At 44.4% G+C, this 17109-nt stretch carries 15 protein-coding genes and 1 other annotated feature; of the genes, 1 reads left to right on the top strand and 14 read right to left on the bottom strand.

The window, feature by feature from the left end; genetic code table 11:
• Positions 1–33 precede the first annotated feature (33 nt).
• The 6 genes from yciA to R7F67_RS14915 all read right to left on the bottom strand — a co-directional run bounded on the left by yciA (position 34) and on the right by R7F67_RS14915 (position 6904).
• The gene (gene yciA / locus R7F67_RS14940; RefSeq protein ID WP_005376768.1) at positions 34–429 is read right to left on the bottom strand and encodes an acyl-CoA thioester hydrolase YciA; all 396 of its coding nucleotides are present in this window, start codon (positions 427–429) and stop codon (positions 34–36) included.
• 225 nt (positions 430–654) lie between these two features.
• The gene (locus tag R7F67_RS14935) at positions 655–1218 is read right to left on the bottom strand and encodes a septation protein A (protein WP_005386728.1); all 564 of its coding nucleotides are present in this window, start codon (positions 1216–1218) and stop codon (positions 655–657) included.
• A 198-nt stretch (positions 1219–1416) separates the two neighbouring features.
• The gene (locus tag R7F67_RS14930; RefSeq protein ID WP_017634694.1) at positions 1417–1659 is read right to left on the bottom strand and encodes a hypothetical protein; all 243 of its coding nucleotides are present in this window, start codon (positions 1657–1659) and stop codon (positions 1417–1419) included.
• 111 nt (positions 1660–1770) lie between these two features.
• The gene (locus R7F67_RS14925; RefSeq protein ID WP_054577047.1) at positions 1771–4311 is read right to left on the bottom strand and encodes a hybrid sensor histidine kinase/response regulator; all 2541 of its coding nucleotides are present in this window, start codon (positions 4309–4311) and stop codon (positions 1771–1773) included.
• Positions 4304–5488: an acyl-homoserine-lactone synthase gene (locus tag R7F67_RS14920; protein ID WP_042522825.1), complete on the bottom strand. Its 1185-nt coding sequence runs from the start codon at positions 5486–5488 to the stop codon at positions 4304–4306. Before R7F67_RS14920 ends, R7F67_RS14925 begins: the two co-directional genes overlap by 8 nt.
• Positions 5489–5644: 156 nt before the next feature.
• The gene (locus tag R7F67_RS14915; protein ID WP_005376774.1) at positions 5645–6904 is read right to left on the bottom strand and encodes a dicarboxylate/amino acid:cation symporter; all 1260 of its coding nucleotides are present in this window, start codon (positions 6902–6904) and stop codon (positions 5645–5647) included.
• 543 nt (positions 6905–7447) lie between these two features.
• On the opposite strand from R7F67_RS14915, the gene R7F67_RS14910 reads away from it, so the two are divergent.
• Positions 7448–8989, top strand: coding sequence for a long-chain-fatty-acid--CoA ligase (locus R7F67_RS14910; protein WP_054577046.1), 1542 nt, complete (start codon positions 7448–7450; stop codon positions 8987–8989).
• 126 nt (positions 8990–9115) lie between these two features.
• On the opposite strand, the gene R7F67_RS14905 is transcribed toward R7F67_RS14910, so the two are convergent.
• From R7F67_RS14905 to R7F67_RS14870, 8 genes are all read right to left on the bottom strand, one after another.
• On the bottom strand, positions 9116–9811 hold the full coding sequence (locus R7F67_RS14905; RefSeq protein WP_054577045.1) for a Crp/Fnr family transcriptional regulator: 696 nt from the start codon (positions 9809–9811) through the stop codon (positions 9116–9118).
• Positions 9812–10007: 196 nt separating this feature from the next.
• Positions 10008–10814 carry a tryptophan synthase subunit alpha gene (gene trpA / locus R7F67_RS14900; RefSeq protein WP_054577044.1) on the bottom strand — a complete coding sequence of 269 codons (807 nt, stop codon included), beginning with the start codon at positions 10812–10814 and terminating at the stop codon, positions 10008–10010.
• The gene (gene trpB, locus R7F67_RS14895; protein ID WP_005376781.1) at positions 10814–12004 is read right to left on the bottom strand and encodes a tryptophan synthase subunit beta; all 1191 of its coding nucleotides are present in this window, start codon (positions 12002–12004) and stop codon (positions 10814–10816) included. The genes trpA and trpB overlap by 1 nt, the downstream gene beginning before the upstream one ends.
• Positions 12005–12068: 64 nt before the next feature.
• A complete protein-coding gene (gene trpCF, locus R7F67_RS14890; protein ID WP_054577043.1) occupies positions 12069–13508 on the bottom strand; it encodes a bifunctional indole-3-glycerol-phosphate synthase TrpC/phosphoribosylanthranilate isomerase TrpF in 1440 nt (479 codons plus the stop codon).
• Between the two features lie 13 nt (positions 13509–13521).
• Complete coding sequence (gene trpD / locus R7F67_RS14885) at positions 13522–14532, bottom strand: anthranilate phosphoribosyltransferase (RefSeq protein ID WP_017635721.1); 1011 nt, start codon at positions 14530–14532, stop codon at positions 13522–13524.
• A 37-nt stretch (positions 14533–14569) separates the two neighbouring features.
• Positions 14570–15178, bottom strand: a complete 609-nt coding sequence (locus R7F67_RS14880) for an aminodeoxychorismate/anthranilate synthase component II (protein ID WP_054577042.1) — start codon at positions 15176–15178, stop codon at positions 14570–14572.
• Positions 15179–15194: 16 nt separating this feature from the next.
• Positions 15195–16760, bottom strand: a complete 1566-nt coding sequence (locus R7F67_RS14875; RefSeq protein WP_033905669.1) for an anthranilate synthase component 1 — start codon at positions 16758–16760, stop codon at positions 15195–15197.
• A gap of 126 nt (positions 16761–16886) precedes the next feature.
• Positions 16887–16990 (bottom strand) — a sequence feature (Trp leader region).
• Entirely contained in the window at positions 16937–17062 is a 126-nt protein-coding gene (locus tag R7F67_RS14870; protein WP_005376787.1) for a trp operon leader peptide, read from the bottom strand. It overlaps the preceding feature by 54 nt.
• Positions 17063–17109: the final 47 nt, after the last annotated feature.

Raw genomic sequence — 17109 nt, 5'->3', positions numbered from 1 at the left:
AGATCCTTTCTAACTGTTAGCGTTGTAGGTTGACTAATTCTGAACCGGACGTGGTTTACCTTCACTGTCAATGGCTACGTAGTTGAAGGTCGCATCACAAACCATGAAGCGTTCGCCAACACCGTGAGCTTTGACGGGTTTGACCCATACTTCCAAATCGACACTCATGGATGTGCGGCCGATCTTAGTGCATTCGCCGTAGCAGCATACGACATCGCCCACACCAACAGGTTTTTTGAACGTAATGCTTGATACCGAAACGGTGACAACGCGACCACAAGAGATCTCTTTTGCTAGAATCGCGCCCGCTAAGTCGAGCTGAGACATTATCCAACCGCCAAAAATATCGCCATTGGCGTTTGTATCTGCAGGCATTGCAAGGGTACGAAGCAGCATTTGACCTTTCGGAGAGCTAATTTCTTGACTCATTGTGACATCCTAAATCTTAAAGGCGCTCAAACTAAGCGCCAACATAGTAAATACCTAGAACCAAAGGTCCTTAAAAAACCGCAGATACCGGACCAGAGAAAGTTGGTTTACAGCAGCAAGAATGGTCTGAAAACGGTACGTTGTTTGAGCGGTTTACTGATACATGGAGCAAAACAGCGACCCTAAGGTCGCTGTGAAGTCGCGGATTATAGCAAAACTGAGTTTTTAATCATCAGTGGACACATCGGATGAGTTATTTTTTTGTTCTTTTGGCATGTGTTTATAAATGTAAAAGCCAGTCGCAATCATGTAGGCAAATGTCGCGATCAACATTCCAAATACTTTGAAGTTAACCCAAACATCCAACGGCAATTCGTAAGCAATATAAATGTTTAGGCCAGCGAAGAATGAGAAGAAGCCAACCCAAGCCCAGTTAATCTTTGCCCAAACAGCGTCAGGTAACGTAATTTCCTTGCCTAGCATACCTTTGATGGCTGATTTTCCCAATGCGTGGCTCACTGCTAAGCCAATCGCCAGAATCGCGTAAATGATGGTGACTTTCCACTTTATAAAATTGTCGTCGTGGAAGAAAAGGGTCATGCCGCCGAAGATAGTGACGATAACAAATGTTATTAGCTGTATCTTTTCGACTTTCTTATACAGCGCATAGGTGACGACAAGTTGAATGGCTGTTGCTACGATCAGTGCACCTGTCGCCACGTAGATGTCGTACAGCTTGTATAAAGCGAAGAAAACGATGAGTGGTATAAAGTCTAGGATCTGCTTCATGATGGCAAAATCTACCTAATTATTGAATTGAAGACAGTCTAACGGAATCTGACAAGATGTGAATACTGAGGAAGTTAAGGTAAGAATAGTAACGCTTAGTATATCGTACAGCCCGCAAGCTTCTTCCACGTCGAAACAGCAAATGGAAGGAATAAAAATTGCCGCGTGAAGCGGCAATAGAGTTGAGAGTTTTAAACCTTAAGCCACACGTTGATATTGGGAAATAAGCGTTTTTACATCTTCTAAATAGCCTTCCCGCAGTAAGTTATCGACCGTTGCTTCTAGCTCTTCGAGGGACATCGTGAAGCAAGTGGATTTACCAGTCATCAGGGTCAGATATTGATGATACTCTTCTTCTGTATAGTGGCCTAAGCGATCAAGTAACAGTGTTTTGATTCCATGATGAATCAAGCCGTAGTATGTATGTCGATGAAGTAACATGGCGATCTCCTTATCAAGCTCATACGCTACTCATTTGCAGCCTGCTTGACCTTCTGGATAATTCGATTTACTCCAATAATGCACATCTAGTGCCAATTCTATATTTGCAAATTAAAAAGTGCTGGAAGGTGCAAAATTCTCGTTCTGTAACCATCTTTGGATGACGACTTGAAGTGCATTTAACGTGGTGGGCTTTTCGAGCCTGTCATCCATGAGTGTCGAAATTAGCTCCAACTCTCTAGCTCCAGACTCACCAGATAAGGCAATGATTGGAACGGAGGATGTGATTTGCTTAATCCGCTGGCTGGCGTCAAATCCATTCATTACCGGCATTTGGACATCCATAAGAACGAGATCAATCTTGTGAGAGTGGAATAGTTCTACCGCAGAGGCTCCATTATTTGCTTGTAAGCTGTTGACTCCCAATCTTTTTAAATACATCTGTACCAAGGTGCGTTGCACCTCTTTGTCATCTACAATGAGCACTGTTGGTGCATCTTTACATACTTGTACGTGTTGAGCTGAATGATTTTCAGAATGTGATGCAGTTGCTTTCCAGCTATCAAAGTCCGGTGCTCTTAATGTCTCTGGTTTTGGTGCGTTTGGTACGACTGGGAAATACAAGTAGAATTCTGTGAACTCGTTCAATTCAGACTGGCACTCTATTCGTCCTCCGAAGGAGCGCATAACACGTTGGCAATAGCCCAAACCTAAGCCACTGCCTCCGCTTTTTTGATACGAGAAAAAGTCATCAAATATCTTGTGTAAGATACTGCTATCTATACCTGGCCCACTATCTCGGAAGATCAGAATGTTTTCGTAAGCCCCCGTCTGGGTACGAATCTCAATTTGACTGTCGGGATAAGAATCAAAATAGTAGATAGCGTTACGAATCAAATTGAAAATGACAAAGTTAAACAGGGTCTCATTTAACTTCGCGACAAAATCGTGTGCCTGTGGCAGGTTAATTCTCTCTATTATTTGATCGTTTTCAAAACCATAACGGCTTACTGCTTGGTCGATGGCTTTATGTATGGAAGTGAGAGCTAAAGGCTCATGCTCTGGTGAACTGTCGCTAACTTCTCGTAAAATAATATCGATAAGTTGTCTACCGCGTTGTATAGCGGCTTCACCTTTATCAATTTCTCTTTTTAGCGTATCCAGTGAGGCGTTTGACTCTATATGCTGTTTTAAAGCTTCAAATTGTAATTGTACTTGAGCGAGAGGGTTACGCATTTCATGTGCAATGGAGTTAGCCAGCGCACGGCTTTGGCGTACCTTTCTATCGGCTTCAATGGTGCTCTGGATGCGAACTAATAACGTTTGCAGAGCTGAGATTTCTTCATTAGAAAACAGCTTATTATCTATTTTATGTGAAGAAATTAGTAAGTGAGTAACAGACTTTCCACGACCGAAGAGAGGCATAACGAGCGCAGTATTGCTTGAGCGCATGCGCTCGTAGAGCTTTCTCATCGACCCTTTAGAAGAGGAGGCATAATCAATTTCTTCAGACAACTCATCTAGCACGAGAACTGACTTGCTTGACGGCAGGTACTCTTCGTAAAACGTTTCTGTGTAATTGCTAGTGACTAGCTGTAGCTTGTTGTTTGGTATGTTAAGTAACGATGCCAACTGACGCATAGCATCATCTATTGAGCGTTTAAACTCTTCCTCTAACCCAAGGATTTGCTGAACGGGAGTGTGTCGTTTCCCATAAATAAAATACGAAGCGAAACGACTGACTCGCTTAAAAAGCAAGTGCCAAGTGATACCGATAAGCGCACATAAAGGTACCGCAACAAGCCATTGGTTATCTTCAGAGATAGGAATAAATATCGCCCCTAGCGGCAGAACAAAAATGGCGCAGACTAAGAGCGCGCTTACCGTTAAGTACGTGAGATATTTAGCGCTGTAGAAGCGAGAGGTAAGTAGGGCATAGCCCACAAACAACATTTCGCTGATTGAAAGTGCTGGTGGTAACCAAGTTAGGGAGAAGTCGCCAAGGAAATACGTCATTCCAAGGTGTATCACTGCCGTAGATAACATGAATACCAAAATGCCAGCGATCATATAGTTGCTTTTTGCTAGCGTGAGCTTGCTGCTGTTAGCGCGCATGGCAATCAAGTTAAGCAGCGTTAGTACCACGAAAGCTAGCAAACTAATGAAAAAATATGAGGTATGTGGGCCAAATTCAATGACGAACTGGCTTGGACCACTAATGGTGACATTTTCGACAGTAAGATTCGGCACTAAGTTGATGTACAGTGAATACGTTGCTAGTGCGACAAAGACGACTTTTTGCCAGACTTTGACCGCTGTTTTTTTAACATCTGCGGTTAACTGGCAAGAAAAATAGAATGCAAACGCAAAGGCGAAAAAAGACGCTAAGTTCGCTAACTTAGCCATAAAAATGCCACCAACAGAGCCTAATTCTGGCAATAAATCGGTATGGAAATAGGCGTTACTGCTTATCCAAACAATGATACAGCTGGAATAAGCGATGTAAGGCGCGTGATGCGAGCCTAAGATTGATTCACTCTTCTGTTTTAGGCGATAGCAGTAATACAGTAGCCAAGCGAATACTATTAGTACAGTCGCGTACAATGCCATTGCTTTTGGGTAAAAGAGACCGTGCAAATGAACATCAAGCATGCTCATTCACCTTTTTATCCATTCTTTTTGTTCGTACGCAATGTTTGTAGTCGCGAAATTGTATGTCTTGAAATGCTTCAACCATCATACCTAAATTCCAGAAACCGCGGTATGTCTTGGTACCGTCACCGTTAATGTCGCGGTATCCTGAGTGAAAGTAGGCACTTAAATCAATAGATTGATAGAAATTTAACATAAATACTTGCTCAATAATGGTAAAGCCGAGCTTATAGCCTGCTTTATAGAGCTCGCTCATCATAGTTTTTTGCGCCAGATACAAAAAATACAGCTTTTGTTGGATGTTGCCTCCCACCGTAAGGCGCAGCACTTCGCAAACCGCTTCAGTGTTCTTTACATGAGATTGAAACTGAGCATCAAACCCAATAAGAGTGTGCTCATGAGTTAGAGCACGACACTCCAAAATACCCAGTTGATTGAGAACACTGTACCCATGATTAGGAAAGCAAAACTGCCATTGTTCGTTACTAAACTGTGGTGAGTAACTGAGCCAGTTATTTCGCTGATGCCAGCCTTGCACTAAAGCGGAGGAGACCATGATTGGTGAAGATGACGATTTGAGCAAGAGCGCAAAGTGCTGCCCTTTTTGCGAGAGTGATAAAAGAGGCAAGATTTCAAACCATTGTTCAGTTTGGACGAAAAGCTCAAGATTACTCAGTGTGATCGCTTTGGAAATCGGCATTAACGCTGCATGATTTGGCAGCATTACCTCAAGATCGCAATCTGCGATATCTTCAATTAACACGCTAGTATAGCTGTGGTCGTCAAACGGAAGCGGAGTAGGAATCGCAGCTTCGTTTGAAGGATATTTTTGCTTGATTGCTTCGATCTCGCATTGACACCAGAAAACCATCCAATGCGGGTAACAATCTGCGGCAAGTTGTTCAAGTAAACGAATCTCTTTGGAGAAACCTGTCGGATACTGTTGCACTAAATCTCGATAATCCATTAACTCAAATAGTGCAGAAAGACTTTTTGATGCGTGTTTAGGAAAGAGAGATTTAAGCAGTTTTATTCGATACAGAGCAACCTGTTGAAAAAGAGCATCTCGTTTTTGTTTCGTTAGGGTAAGAATAACTGAGTCAACCAGTGCCTGCTGCTTTGATTCGATCGGCAAATTTGTTTTGGTGAGATATTCCAAAGATTGCTCAAGACTCATGATATAACCTAGTTCTAACGTTTTGTTATATTTTGTAATGGTTTATATCATTTTGAAAAATTTATGCCATCGGTTTCTATTTGTATAGTTACGTAATGCAAGAAAAGACAAAAAAACCGCTCATTATGAGCGGTTTTTGGTCTATTCAAGAAAGGGTTAGGCTTCTTGCTTTTTTAGCTCAGCTTCTGCCGTTTCTTCTTCAATTAGCGCATCAACGATAACTGCACATGCAGCATCACCTGTGATGTTCAGTGCTGTACGAATCATATCGAAAATACGGTCAAGAGCGAATAGCAGCGGTAGACCTTCAATTGGAATGCCAGCGGCAAGAAGCACGGCAACCACTAGGAAAGAAGGGCCAGGAACACCCGCTTGACCAACAGCACCCAATGTAGACGTTACGATAATTGCAATGTAAGCGCCCATGCCTAGATCGATATTGAACAGTTGAGCAAAGAAGATAGCAACCAAGCCATAGTAAATCGCATTACCTGACATGTTGATCGTTGCGCCTAGAGGCAGAACAAATGATGCAGTTGAATTTTTTACGCCAAGCTCTTTTTCACAGGTGTCCATTGTGACAGGCAGTGTTGCCATAGAAGACGCTGTTGAAAGCGCAACTGCTTGCGGTTTCTTCATTGAAGACAGGAATTTCTTCGCAGATGTCTTCGTGAAAACATGCACCATTGCTGGGTAAACAACGAAACCGAAGATTAGGATGGCGGCAACGTAAACAACGAACAGTTTAAACACCACCATTAGCGCACCAAAACCAAACGTACCGACGGCTTCTGCCATCAGACCAAATACACCGATAGGTGCAATGATCATTACTTTGTTGATCATCCAAACCATTGCGTCAACGATGCAGTTAACACCATTGATGATTGGTTCACGACGCTCTTTTGCTTGCTTAGAAATCGCAATACCAAAGAACATACAGAAAACGAGGATCTGTAGGATGTTTGCTTCATTTAGTGATTGGAAAACGTTGGTTGGGATCATACCAGTGATGGTTGCCCAGAAAGTAGGTAGTTCACCTTTTGAAGCGTATTCTGCTGAGAACATGCCTTCAACGCCAGAGACGTCGATACCCATGCCTGGTTGGAATACTTCACCCATAAATAGTGCAAGCGCAACGGCTAGGGCGGATGTTAAACCAAAATAACCTAGAGTGACGATGCCAACTTTACCTGCTGACTGGCTGTTCCCAAGACCAGCGGCGCCAGAAATCAAGGCTACAGCGACCAAAGGAATAACCAACATTTTGATTAAGTTGATAAAGATAGCACCTAAAGGAGCGAACACTGTCGCATCATGACCCATCATGGCACCAACGGCTGTGCCCACGATCATGGCGATTACGACTTGTACGCCAATGTTGTTTAGCAAACTCTTTTCTTTTAACACTTCCATAACCTCTGTGCTAATAAAATGTAAAATCCTAAAATTACCCACTAACCATAAATGGATTTACGGATAATTATCTCGCCTTGCTTTTTACACTTATCGTTTACAATTGGCAATATGCAGCAAGGTATTATTGATGGATTAATCGATATTTTATTGACGAACGATAAAGTTTTGTTCAATAGCAAACGTTTGCTATTGATTTTTCTTATAAGGGTCGCGCTTAGGATTGTTCAAGTTTATTTTTCTTTATTTGTTTTCTTTTTGTTAATTTTAACCGCTTTTGTATTTGCTATTGCAGTCAGAGTTTTTAGTGACTTGGGTTGATATTTATAACAATTCATCTCTTTCAAGCTCACACTTTTATTAATTTGCCTTCTGAAATGTTAATTGCTTTACATTCTTGGCTCTAATTGCGTTGTAAACATAATGTTAAATTGTAATGACTGGTGAGACTCAAATGCTGACGATCCAGTGTTAGAGATAACTTGCTTAGTTAATGCTCCTGAGCTGATTAGACGAGAAAGACAAGTAAGAGGTGAAGAGACTATGATGAATCTTGCTGCTGCGTTACAAAGAAATGCTGCGAGTAAACCAGATAAAACGGCGTTGATATGTGGCACTGAAAAGATAAATTATGCGCAGTTTGATGCGATCGCCGGCAAGATCGCAGCGTCTTTAATCAATAAAGGCGTAAAGCCAGGTGACCGCGTTGCGATTTCATGCCCAAACATTCCTTTTTTCGCGTTTGTTTATTATGCAATACAAAAAGCTGGCGCGGTTGCAGTCCCATTAAATGTGCTTTTGAAAGCGCGAGAAATTAAGTATCACTTAGAAGATTCAAAAGCGAAGTTTTATTTCTGCTTTGAAGGGACGAAAGAACTGCCAATGGCAAAAGAGGGTGTCAAAGCCTTTGAACAAGTCGATACATGCGAAGGCATAGTCGTATTGACTCAATCTCAAGATGAAAGCTATTGGAATGGTGTAATAACTCTCAATGCGTTTATAGCCGATGTCCAACCGTTGCCGGATTATATACCGCGTAATGCGGATGATACATGTGTGATTTTGTATACATCAGGGACGACAGGCTTACCAAAAGGCGCTGAACTGACTCAGCAGAACATCATAATGAACGCTCTGGTGGCACAAAACATTATGGGCAGCCAGGCCGATGATATTCACTTAGTAACTTTGCCTTTATTTCATACATTTGGTCAAACCGTCCACTTAAATGCTAGTGTTTTGGGCGGGGCAACATTGGTGTTAGTGCCTAGGTTTGAGCCTAAACATGTTCTTGAGCTGGTGGAAAAACATAGGGTGACGATATTTGCTGGTGTGCCAACGATGTACATCGGTCTGCTTCATGTGCAGCATCAATTTGATACCTCGTCATTGCGTGTTGCAGTAAGCGGTGGTGCGCCATTACCAACCGAAATCTTTCGAACCTTTGAAGAAACATTTAATGTGCCGATCTTAGAAGGATACGGGTTGTCGGAGACAAGTCCTATTGCATGTTTTAATCATTTAGATCAGGAGCGAATACCAGGCTCGGTAGGTCAACCGGTTCAAGGCGTCGAAGTAAGAGTTATCGACATTGAAGGCAATGCACTACCGATAGGCGAAGAAGGTGAGATTGTTGTGCGTGGTCATAATGTTATGAAGGGATATCTTGACCGCCCAGAAGTTACTGAATCTGCGCTACAAAATGGTTGGTTCCATACTGGTGATGTGGGCCGCTTTGACAGTTCAGGTAATTTATTTATTGTCGATAGAATGAAAGATCTGATCATTCGAGGTGGATTTAATGTTTATCCCAGAGAAATTGAAGAAGTTTTCATGACTCATCCTGCCGTTTCAATGGTCGCGGTGATAGGGATTCCAAATGAAGAGTATGGCGAAGAGATAAAAGCCTACGTTGTACTTAAACCAAAAGAATACATTGACGCCGATTCATTACAAAAGTGGGGTAAAGAGCAATTAGCCTCGTTTAAATATCCTCGTTATGTCGAAATTCGTGAACACCTCCCGATGAGTGCGACAGGAAAGATTTTGAAACGTGAGTTGAAATCTGAATTGAATATAGCTTAGTCAATTCAATGGTTTTTGTGTCACAGCGCCACTTGCCTAAGTGCAAATGGTGTTGTGCTCTTGACCAATTAGATGCATAAGGTTTTTAGCTATCGTTAGACAATACTTACCGTTTGTTGAATGGATCTATTGCTCGAGTTCTTTAAAGTATTCTTCTAAGCGTTTCGGATTGGTAATGGTTACTGAGCCATAGTTTAGCTCTAGCATCCCAATACTTTCTAATCGTTTTAGTATCTTGTGTACGCTCTGACGAGTTAGCCCCATCATGTTAGCGATATGTTCTCTTGTTACCCTGACAACGCATGGTCGAGTATCGATCGCTTGATTAAGTTGGTATTCAGCAAGTAGCAGCAACCTTTTGGCGACTCGTTCTTCAATTCCTCTAATCGCGTCATCTTCGATAACAGAAATAGCAGACCACAAGCGGCGGCTAAGTAAGTCGAGTATAGTGGGGTAACTTTGAGGGTATTTGGCGAGTAATTGGCGAAATTTATCTCCAGGAAGCTCCATTACAGTCACGTCCGAATGCGCGGTCGCACCAAAAATACGAGGCATGCCGGGAGAAAAAACATTGTCTCCAAACCAGCCACCAGCTTCGAAAATCATCAGTGTGACTTCTTTGCCTTTTGAACTAATTGAGTTCACTCTCACTGCACCTTGAGCTATGACCATAAGAGAAGATTGAAGCGCACCTTTATTGCAAATCAGTGCTTTTTCGTCGAAGCAGCGAACCTTAGTCATTTGCGCTGCTTCACTAAGCCCTTTATCTGGCAGCCCTGATAGTATAGGACATTTGGCTAGCAGTGTTTTGACTTCTTCCATGTAGCAACCTTACTGCACATTGCTTTATTGAGTTAGTTAAGTTACCCAAGCTTAACACTCTTTGAGTGCTCTGCTTGAGATAGATTTGGAAAGTGCGGGCGTTGAACAAAAAATGACGTGGTATAAACGCGATAGTAAGAAAACGCCCACTAAACATAATGTTAAGCGGGCGTTGTTATGTCATATCAAACTGAAATTATTTTTGAGTGGCAGCTTTCATTGCAGAAACGAATTCACCTAGCTTGTCGAGCATAATTTGTGGCTGATCAACGTTCGCTTCAATGATTTTGACCACGGCTGAACCAGAAATTGCACCAGCGGCGCCAGATTCTAGTGCTTGTTTCACCTGTGCAGGCTCTGAGATGCCAAAACCAAGTAGCGCTGGTGGCGCATCAAATTGGTTCAGTCTATCGAGCATATGACCTACAGGCATGTTTGCTTTGGTTTCTGCGCCAGTAACACCTGCACGAGAGAGTAGGTAAGTGTAGCCGCCACCTAACTCTGATACTTGCTTCAGTGTTTCATCACTTGCCGTTGGTGGTGCGATGAAGATTGGGTGAATACCAAACTTCTCTGCAGCCGCAACGAACTCAGTACTTTCATTAGTTGGTACGTCTGCAATCAAAACAGAATCGATGCCTGCTTTTGCACAACGCTCATAGAAGTTTTCGATACCACGAGAGTAAACAAGGTTCGCGTACATCAGAAGGCCAATAGGTAGCTCTGGGTACTTAGCTCGGATCTTACCAATTTGCTCAAAGCAGATATCTGGTGTTGCACCTGACTCTAACGCGCGAATGTTAGCGCCTTGGATGGTTGGGCCATCGGCTAGTGGATCTGAGAATGGAATACCAAGTTCAAGGGCATCTGCGCCAGACTCAACCAGTGTTTCCATGATTTTGTAAGATTGCTCTGCGTTTGGATCGCAAACCGTTACGAACGGTACAAATGCGCCTTGGCTCTTTTCGTTTAGGCGCGCAAACATCTTCTCATAACGGCTCATTAGATTGCTCCTTTTTCTTCTAGGATGGCATGTACAGTGAAGATATCTTTATCACCACGACCTGATAGGTTAACAACCAACAATTGCTCTTTTTCTGGATTCTCACGTGCCATACGTAGTGCGTGTGCCACGGCGTGAGAAGATTCAAGAGCAGGGATGATGCCTTCATGGCGTGCAATCTCTTGGAATGCTTCTAGTGCTTCATCGTCTGTCACGTTGTCGTATTCAGCACGGCCAATTGCGTTTAGGTGTGCGTGTTGTGGGCCAACTGAAGGGAAATCAAGGCCAGCAGATACCGAGTAAGACTCTTCTACTTGACCGTTTGGATCTTGCATCAATGGCGCTTTCATACCGAAGAAGATGCCTGTTTTACCATGCTTAAGTGGTGCACCGTGCTGGTCAGTATCGATACCTTTACCTGCTGGCTCAACACCAATTAGGCGAACACTTTCTTCTTCGATGAAGTCAGCAAACATACCAATCGCGTTTGAGCCACCGCCCACACATGCGATAACCGCATCAGGAAGACGACCTTCACGTGCCAAAATCTGATTCTTCGTTTCTTCACCGATCATGCGTTGGAAGTCACGCACGATCGTTGGGAATGGGTGAGGACCTGCCGCTGTACCTAGTAGGTAGTGCGCGTCTTCATAAGTTGCAGACCAGTCGCGTAGCGCTTCGTTACATGCGTCTTTAAGCGTTGCTGAACCCGAGTGGACAGGAATAACTTCTGCGCCCATTAGCTTCATACGGAATACGTTCGGGCTTTGACGCTCAACGTCTTTTGCACCCATGTAAACGCGACACTTAAGGCCAAGCAGCGCACACGCTAGTGCAGTTGCTACACCGTGTTGGCCTGCGCCTGTTTCTGCGATGATTTCGTTTTTACCCATGCGTTTTGCAAGTAGCGCTTGACCTAACACTTGGTTGGTCTTGTGCGCGCCACCGTGAAGTAGGTCTTCACGTTTTAGGTACAGTTTGGTTTTCGTACCTTTGGTTAGGTTACGAGTTAGAGTTAAAGCCGTTGGGCGGCCCGCATACTCTTGAAGAAGCGTCATGAATTCGCTGCGGAATTCTGGATCTTCTTGCGCGTCGATAAACGCTTGCTCTAGTTGCTCCAGTGCTGGAACTAGAATTTGCGGAACGTACTGACCGCCGTATTCGCCAAAGTAGGCATTCAGTTTTGCCATCGTTATATTCCTTCTCGTATTTTTCGCTACGAATAGCTTTAAATTTTTTAGCTGATATCCAGCTTTAGTAGTTGCGAATAGCAGTGAATGCCGCGAGCAACTTCTGTGAATCTTTTTTGCCTGGTGCGCTTTCTACACCAGAGTTTAAATCTAATCCCAAGCAACCTAGTGTCGCTGCTTGTTGAGCATTTTCTGGCGACAGTCCGCCCGCTAGCATAATTTGACTTGGGTCGCCGATCAGTGACCAGTCGAACACTTGACCGGTTCCGCCAGTTTGAGTGCCAACTTGCGCATCTAATAAATGGCGATCAATGTTGTCTGCTAGCAGTTCTGGCTTGGCATCAGTCACGCCGTAAGCTTTCCAAATTTCTACCGTTGCTGGCAGTTCGGCTTTGAGTTGGTTTACGTAAGCTTGGTCTTCTTGACCGTGCAGTTGCACCGCTTTTAAACCCAAAGAGGTGACGACAGAAGCAACAAAATCGATATCGTGATTTTGGAAAACGCCCACGTAGTTCAGTGGAGCACCGCTCATGGTTAAGCGAGCACCTTCAAGGTCAACCGCACGCTTCGACTTCTCGACAAAAATCAGGCCACCAAATACTGCGCCAGATTGATACGCTTTTGCTGCGTCATCTGGATGCGTTAAGCCACACACTTTGTTTTCGCCTAACGTCACTTTACGTACAGCAAGTTCTAGGTTGTCTTCCGCCATCAGTGAACTACCGATCAAGAAGCCGTCTGCGTATTCCGCTAAATCACGAACTTGTTGATGTGTATAAATGCCAGATTCTGAGATTACTGTTGCGTTAGGAGCCAGTTCGCGAATGGTCGGTGCCAGTTCTTTAGTACGATTCAAATCAGTACTTAGGTCGCGAAGGTTACGGTTATTAATGCCGATAACGCGTGCGCCTAGCTTAACTGCACGATGAAGCTCTTCTTCGTTGCTGACTTCGGTCAAGATACCCATGTTCAGGCTGTGCGCTGCTTCCTCTAGCGCTTTGTACTCTTCGTCATTGAGGACAGACAGCATTAGCAAGACAGCATCAGCACTGTAATGACGCGCTAGGTAAACTTGGTAGGTATCTACCATGAAGTCTTTGCACAGAACCGGTTGTTTGACTTGACCACGCACTTGAGGAAGAAAGTCAAAGTTACCTTGGAAGTACTTCTCGTCTGTTAGGACTGAAATCGCATCAGCATGGTTGTTGTAAACCGATGCAATGTAATCCAAGTCGAAGTGATCACGAATCAAACCTTTAGAAGGAGATGCCTTCTTACATTCGGTGATGAAGGCCGTCTTTTCGCCACTCAGAGCATCGTAGAAGCTGCGGTCCGATGGCAGCAAATCAGACTGAAATGTGCTTAGCGGTTGAGACACCTTACGGTCTGCTACCCACTGATATTTGTCGCGGACAATTTTCGCCAGTACTTCTGCCATTTCTGCTTCTTTCTTAGAAACGTGTTCAGACAGGTTGTCAGCTTGCTGAGTGTTGAAGTCAGTCATCTTCTTCAATTCCTTAAGCGTGTGCGGCAAGTTGTTGTACCAATTGGTACGCCTTGCCTGAATTCATTGCCTCAATCGCTTGTTGCGTGTTGGCTTTTAAATCTTCGTGGCCGAATAGACGCATTAGCAGAGCAACGTTTACTGCCACTGCACCCAACTGTGCGTCTGTACCTTTACCCGTCAGAATATTGGTAATGATCGCTTTGTTTTCTTCAGGATCGCCACCTTTGATTGCTTCTAGTGGGTGCGCTTCTAGACCGAAGTCTGCAGGCGTTAATTTGTATTCTGTGATCTTACCGTCTTTGATTTCGGCAACGGTTGTTTCACCGTGAATTGCTACTTCGTCCAAACCACTGCCGTGTACTACAGCGGCGCGCTTCATACCCATTTGTAGCATGGTTTCTGCGATAGGACGAACCAGTTCTTCACTGTAAACGCCCATCAATTCGATGTTAGGACGAGCAGGGTTAATCAGTGGGCCAAGAATGTTAAAGATGGTGCGTGTTTTCATGGTTTGACGCACTGGCATCGCATGGCGCACACCACCGTGGTATTGAGGTGCAAATAGGAAAGCAACACCGATATCGTCTACCGCTTTGCGCGTATCTTCTGCGCTCATAGCTAGGTTGATACCAAATGAATCAAGAAGGTCAGAAGAACCCGATTTGCTTGAAACGCTGCGGTTACCGTGTTTCGCTACTTTTAGACCACATGCTGCAGCAACAAACGCCGCAGTGGTTGAAATGTTGATGGTGTTGTGACCGTCGCCGCCAGTACCTACGATATCCGCGAAATCATAATCTGGACGAGGGAATGGGTTTGCGTTTGCCAGCAGTGCTTTTGCCGCGCCTGCAATTTCGTCTGGCGTTTCGCCTTTGATTTTTAGTGCAGTCAGCGCTGACGCCATCAAAATTGGATCTAGTTCACCACGGATAATAATGTCGAATAGCTGTTGGCTCTCTTCCTGAGTAAGCGATTCTTGCTCGTACAGTTTGGTAATAATAGGGTTGATGATTGCTTCCATATTTCCTCTCCTAAATTTCTTATGTGCCAAGTGCTTTTTAAGCAGTGAGTGGGGTCGCTGAAGTCTGTTCTTCAAGTGCCCATTCAATGGCATTGGCCAACAGTGTTGCTCCGTAGGTCGTCATAATAGATTCCGGGTGGAACTGGAACCCGCAAACTTTATCTTCTTCATGTACAACAGACATTACCAAGTCATCCACTTCTGCTGTGATGGTTAGGCTCTCAGGAACCTTGGTCGCAACCAGCGAATGGTAACGTGCAATTGCAAGTGGTGATGGTAGGTTTTGGTAAATCGCATGGTTTTGGTGCTCCATCATAGAGACCTTACCGTGAATGATTTCGCCCGCGCCAGCAACGGTGCCACCGTACGCTTCAACAATCGCTTGGTGACCAAGACAAATGCCGATCATCGGCACTTTGCCTTTCATGCGTTGGATAAGCTCAGGCATTGAGCCTGCTTCTGAAGGAGCACCAGGGCCTGGCGATAGCAGAACCACTGGGTTTTCAAGCTCGTTTACCGCTTGTTCGATGGTTTCTGCTGGGATGTTGTTTCGGTAAATCTTGACCGAGTGACCTAACGAGCGGAACTGATCCACCAGGTTGTAGGTGAACGAGTCAAAGTTATCGATAAAAATGATATTAGCCATCTCTGAACCCTATTCCTTATTGTGACTTATGCGCTGCTTGGATAGCAGAGATTACCGCTTGTGCTTTGCCGCGCGTTTCGTCTGCTTCCGCTTGCGGATCAGAGTCGAACACCACGCCAGCACCAGCTTGAACTTGAGCAATGCCGTTCTCAACGTACGCTGAGCGGATCACGATACAGGTGTCGAGTGTGCCTTCACCAGTGAGGTAGCCAACAGCGCCGCCGTAGCTACCGCGTCGTGCGCCTTCTACATCGCGAATCAACTGCATGGCACGAATCTTAGGTGCGCCGGTGAGCGTACCCATGTTCATACATGCTTGATATGCGTGCAGCGCGTCTAGGTCTTCACGCAGTTGACCAACCACACGAGACACCAAGTGCATTACGTGGCTGTAGCGGTCGACTTTTAGAAGGTCTGCTACGTGGCGAGTACCAGCTTGAGCAATACGAGCGACGTCGTTACGTGCCAAGTCAACCAACATCATGTGTTCTGCGTTTTCTTTCATGTCGGTGCGCAGTTCAAGTTCGATGCGGCTGTCTAGGTCGAAATCAATCTCGCCGTTAGGGCGCTTACCGCGGCGACGAGTGCCTGCGATTGGGTAGATTTCAATTTGGTTGGTATCGGTTTCATACTTAAGCGCGCTTTCTGGTGATGCGCCAAACAGAGTGAACAGCTCATCTTGCATGTAGAACATGTAAGGGCTTGGGTTACTTTGTTTCAGTTCTTTATAAGCAGCCAGTGGAGAAGGACAAGGTAGAGTGAATCTACGAGACGGTACAACTTGGAATACATCGCCTTTCACTACGAACTCTTTTAAGTCGCGAACGGTTTGGCAGAAGTCTGCATCAGACACGCTAGGTTCTACCGTTACATCTGTTATTTGCTCTGCACTCGGCAACAGTTTTGGCGCTGCACATTGGGCGCTAATTTCTGCAATACGAGTCTCTAACGCTGTTTTCTCTGAACCATCAACAAACAACGTCGCTTGAAGCTGGCAAGATTCCGTTTGATGGTCGACAACAAGTAGTGTTTCCGCGACGTAGAAAACGTAATCTGGACACTGATTTGTTGCTTCGGCATTACCAAGCGGCTCAAAGTTTGCGACTAAGTCGTAGGCAAACAGACCACCAAGGAAAATTGCGTGTTTGTCTTGCTGTGAAATATCAAAACTATGCTGAACCAAACGCAGCGCATCGAAAGAAGAGGCTTCACGTAGGCGAGAGTCTTCATCTAACGTGTCGCATGGCTGGTTAAACTGCAAAGTTAGCGTTTCGCCATCGAACTTGCTCTCAACGTCACCACGGATGTTCTGGTTTAGGTGAGACAGTAGGTTTTTACCGTTATTGGTCAAGGCGTGCATGCTAACGGTATGGCCGAAGCAAACAATGCGAACCGCTGAATCTACGATCAGCAGGGATTTTAAATTTTGCTTTGAATCGATCTCAGCAGATTCCAGCAATAGGCTGTCAGTTTTGTTCTCACATAGTGTGTGGAACAAGCGAGTCGGGTCTTGAGTATAAGGGACGGAAGCCGTTAGCACTTCAAGCTGTCCAAGTTTCTTAATTTCAATGGCCTTGTTCACAAGACCTCCTTGTAGCTGTTTAAATCTTCCTGCCGTACATAGTCGCATAAAGCAAACGTTCTCCCAATCTAGAGTTGGCTATATTCGATTAATGTTTAGGCAGTTGAATGTGAAATGAGCAACAAAACAAAAAAGCCCGCTTAAGTAGCGGGCTTTACAACGTTTGGTTCTATCAACTAGAAGTATACGTTTGCCCACCAAGAACTAGTCCAAGTGCGCCACCAAGCAAGATCTGATGAATTTGCCTTATTAAGACAAACCGCAACTTTCGCTTTTTGGTTTTGGTTAAATTCTTGTAACATGGTGAACCTTAAATTACGTACTTTGTATTTGTGTACTAGTTAACTAG

Origin of the sequence: Vibrio sp. YT-17 (assembly GCF_033337375.1) — a bacterium.
GTDB classification, from domain to species: Bacteria; Pseudomonadota; Gammaproteobacteria; order Enterobacterales; family Vibrionaceae; genus Vibrio; species Vibrio alginolyticus.
Note: the sequence above shows the minus strand (reverse complement) of the source record. Positions and strands in the feature narration are given on the sequence as shown.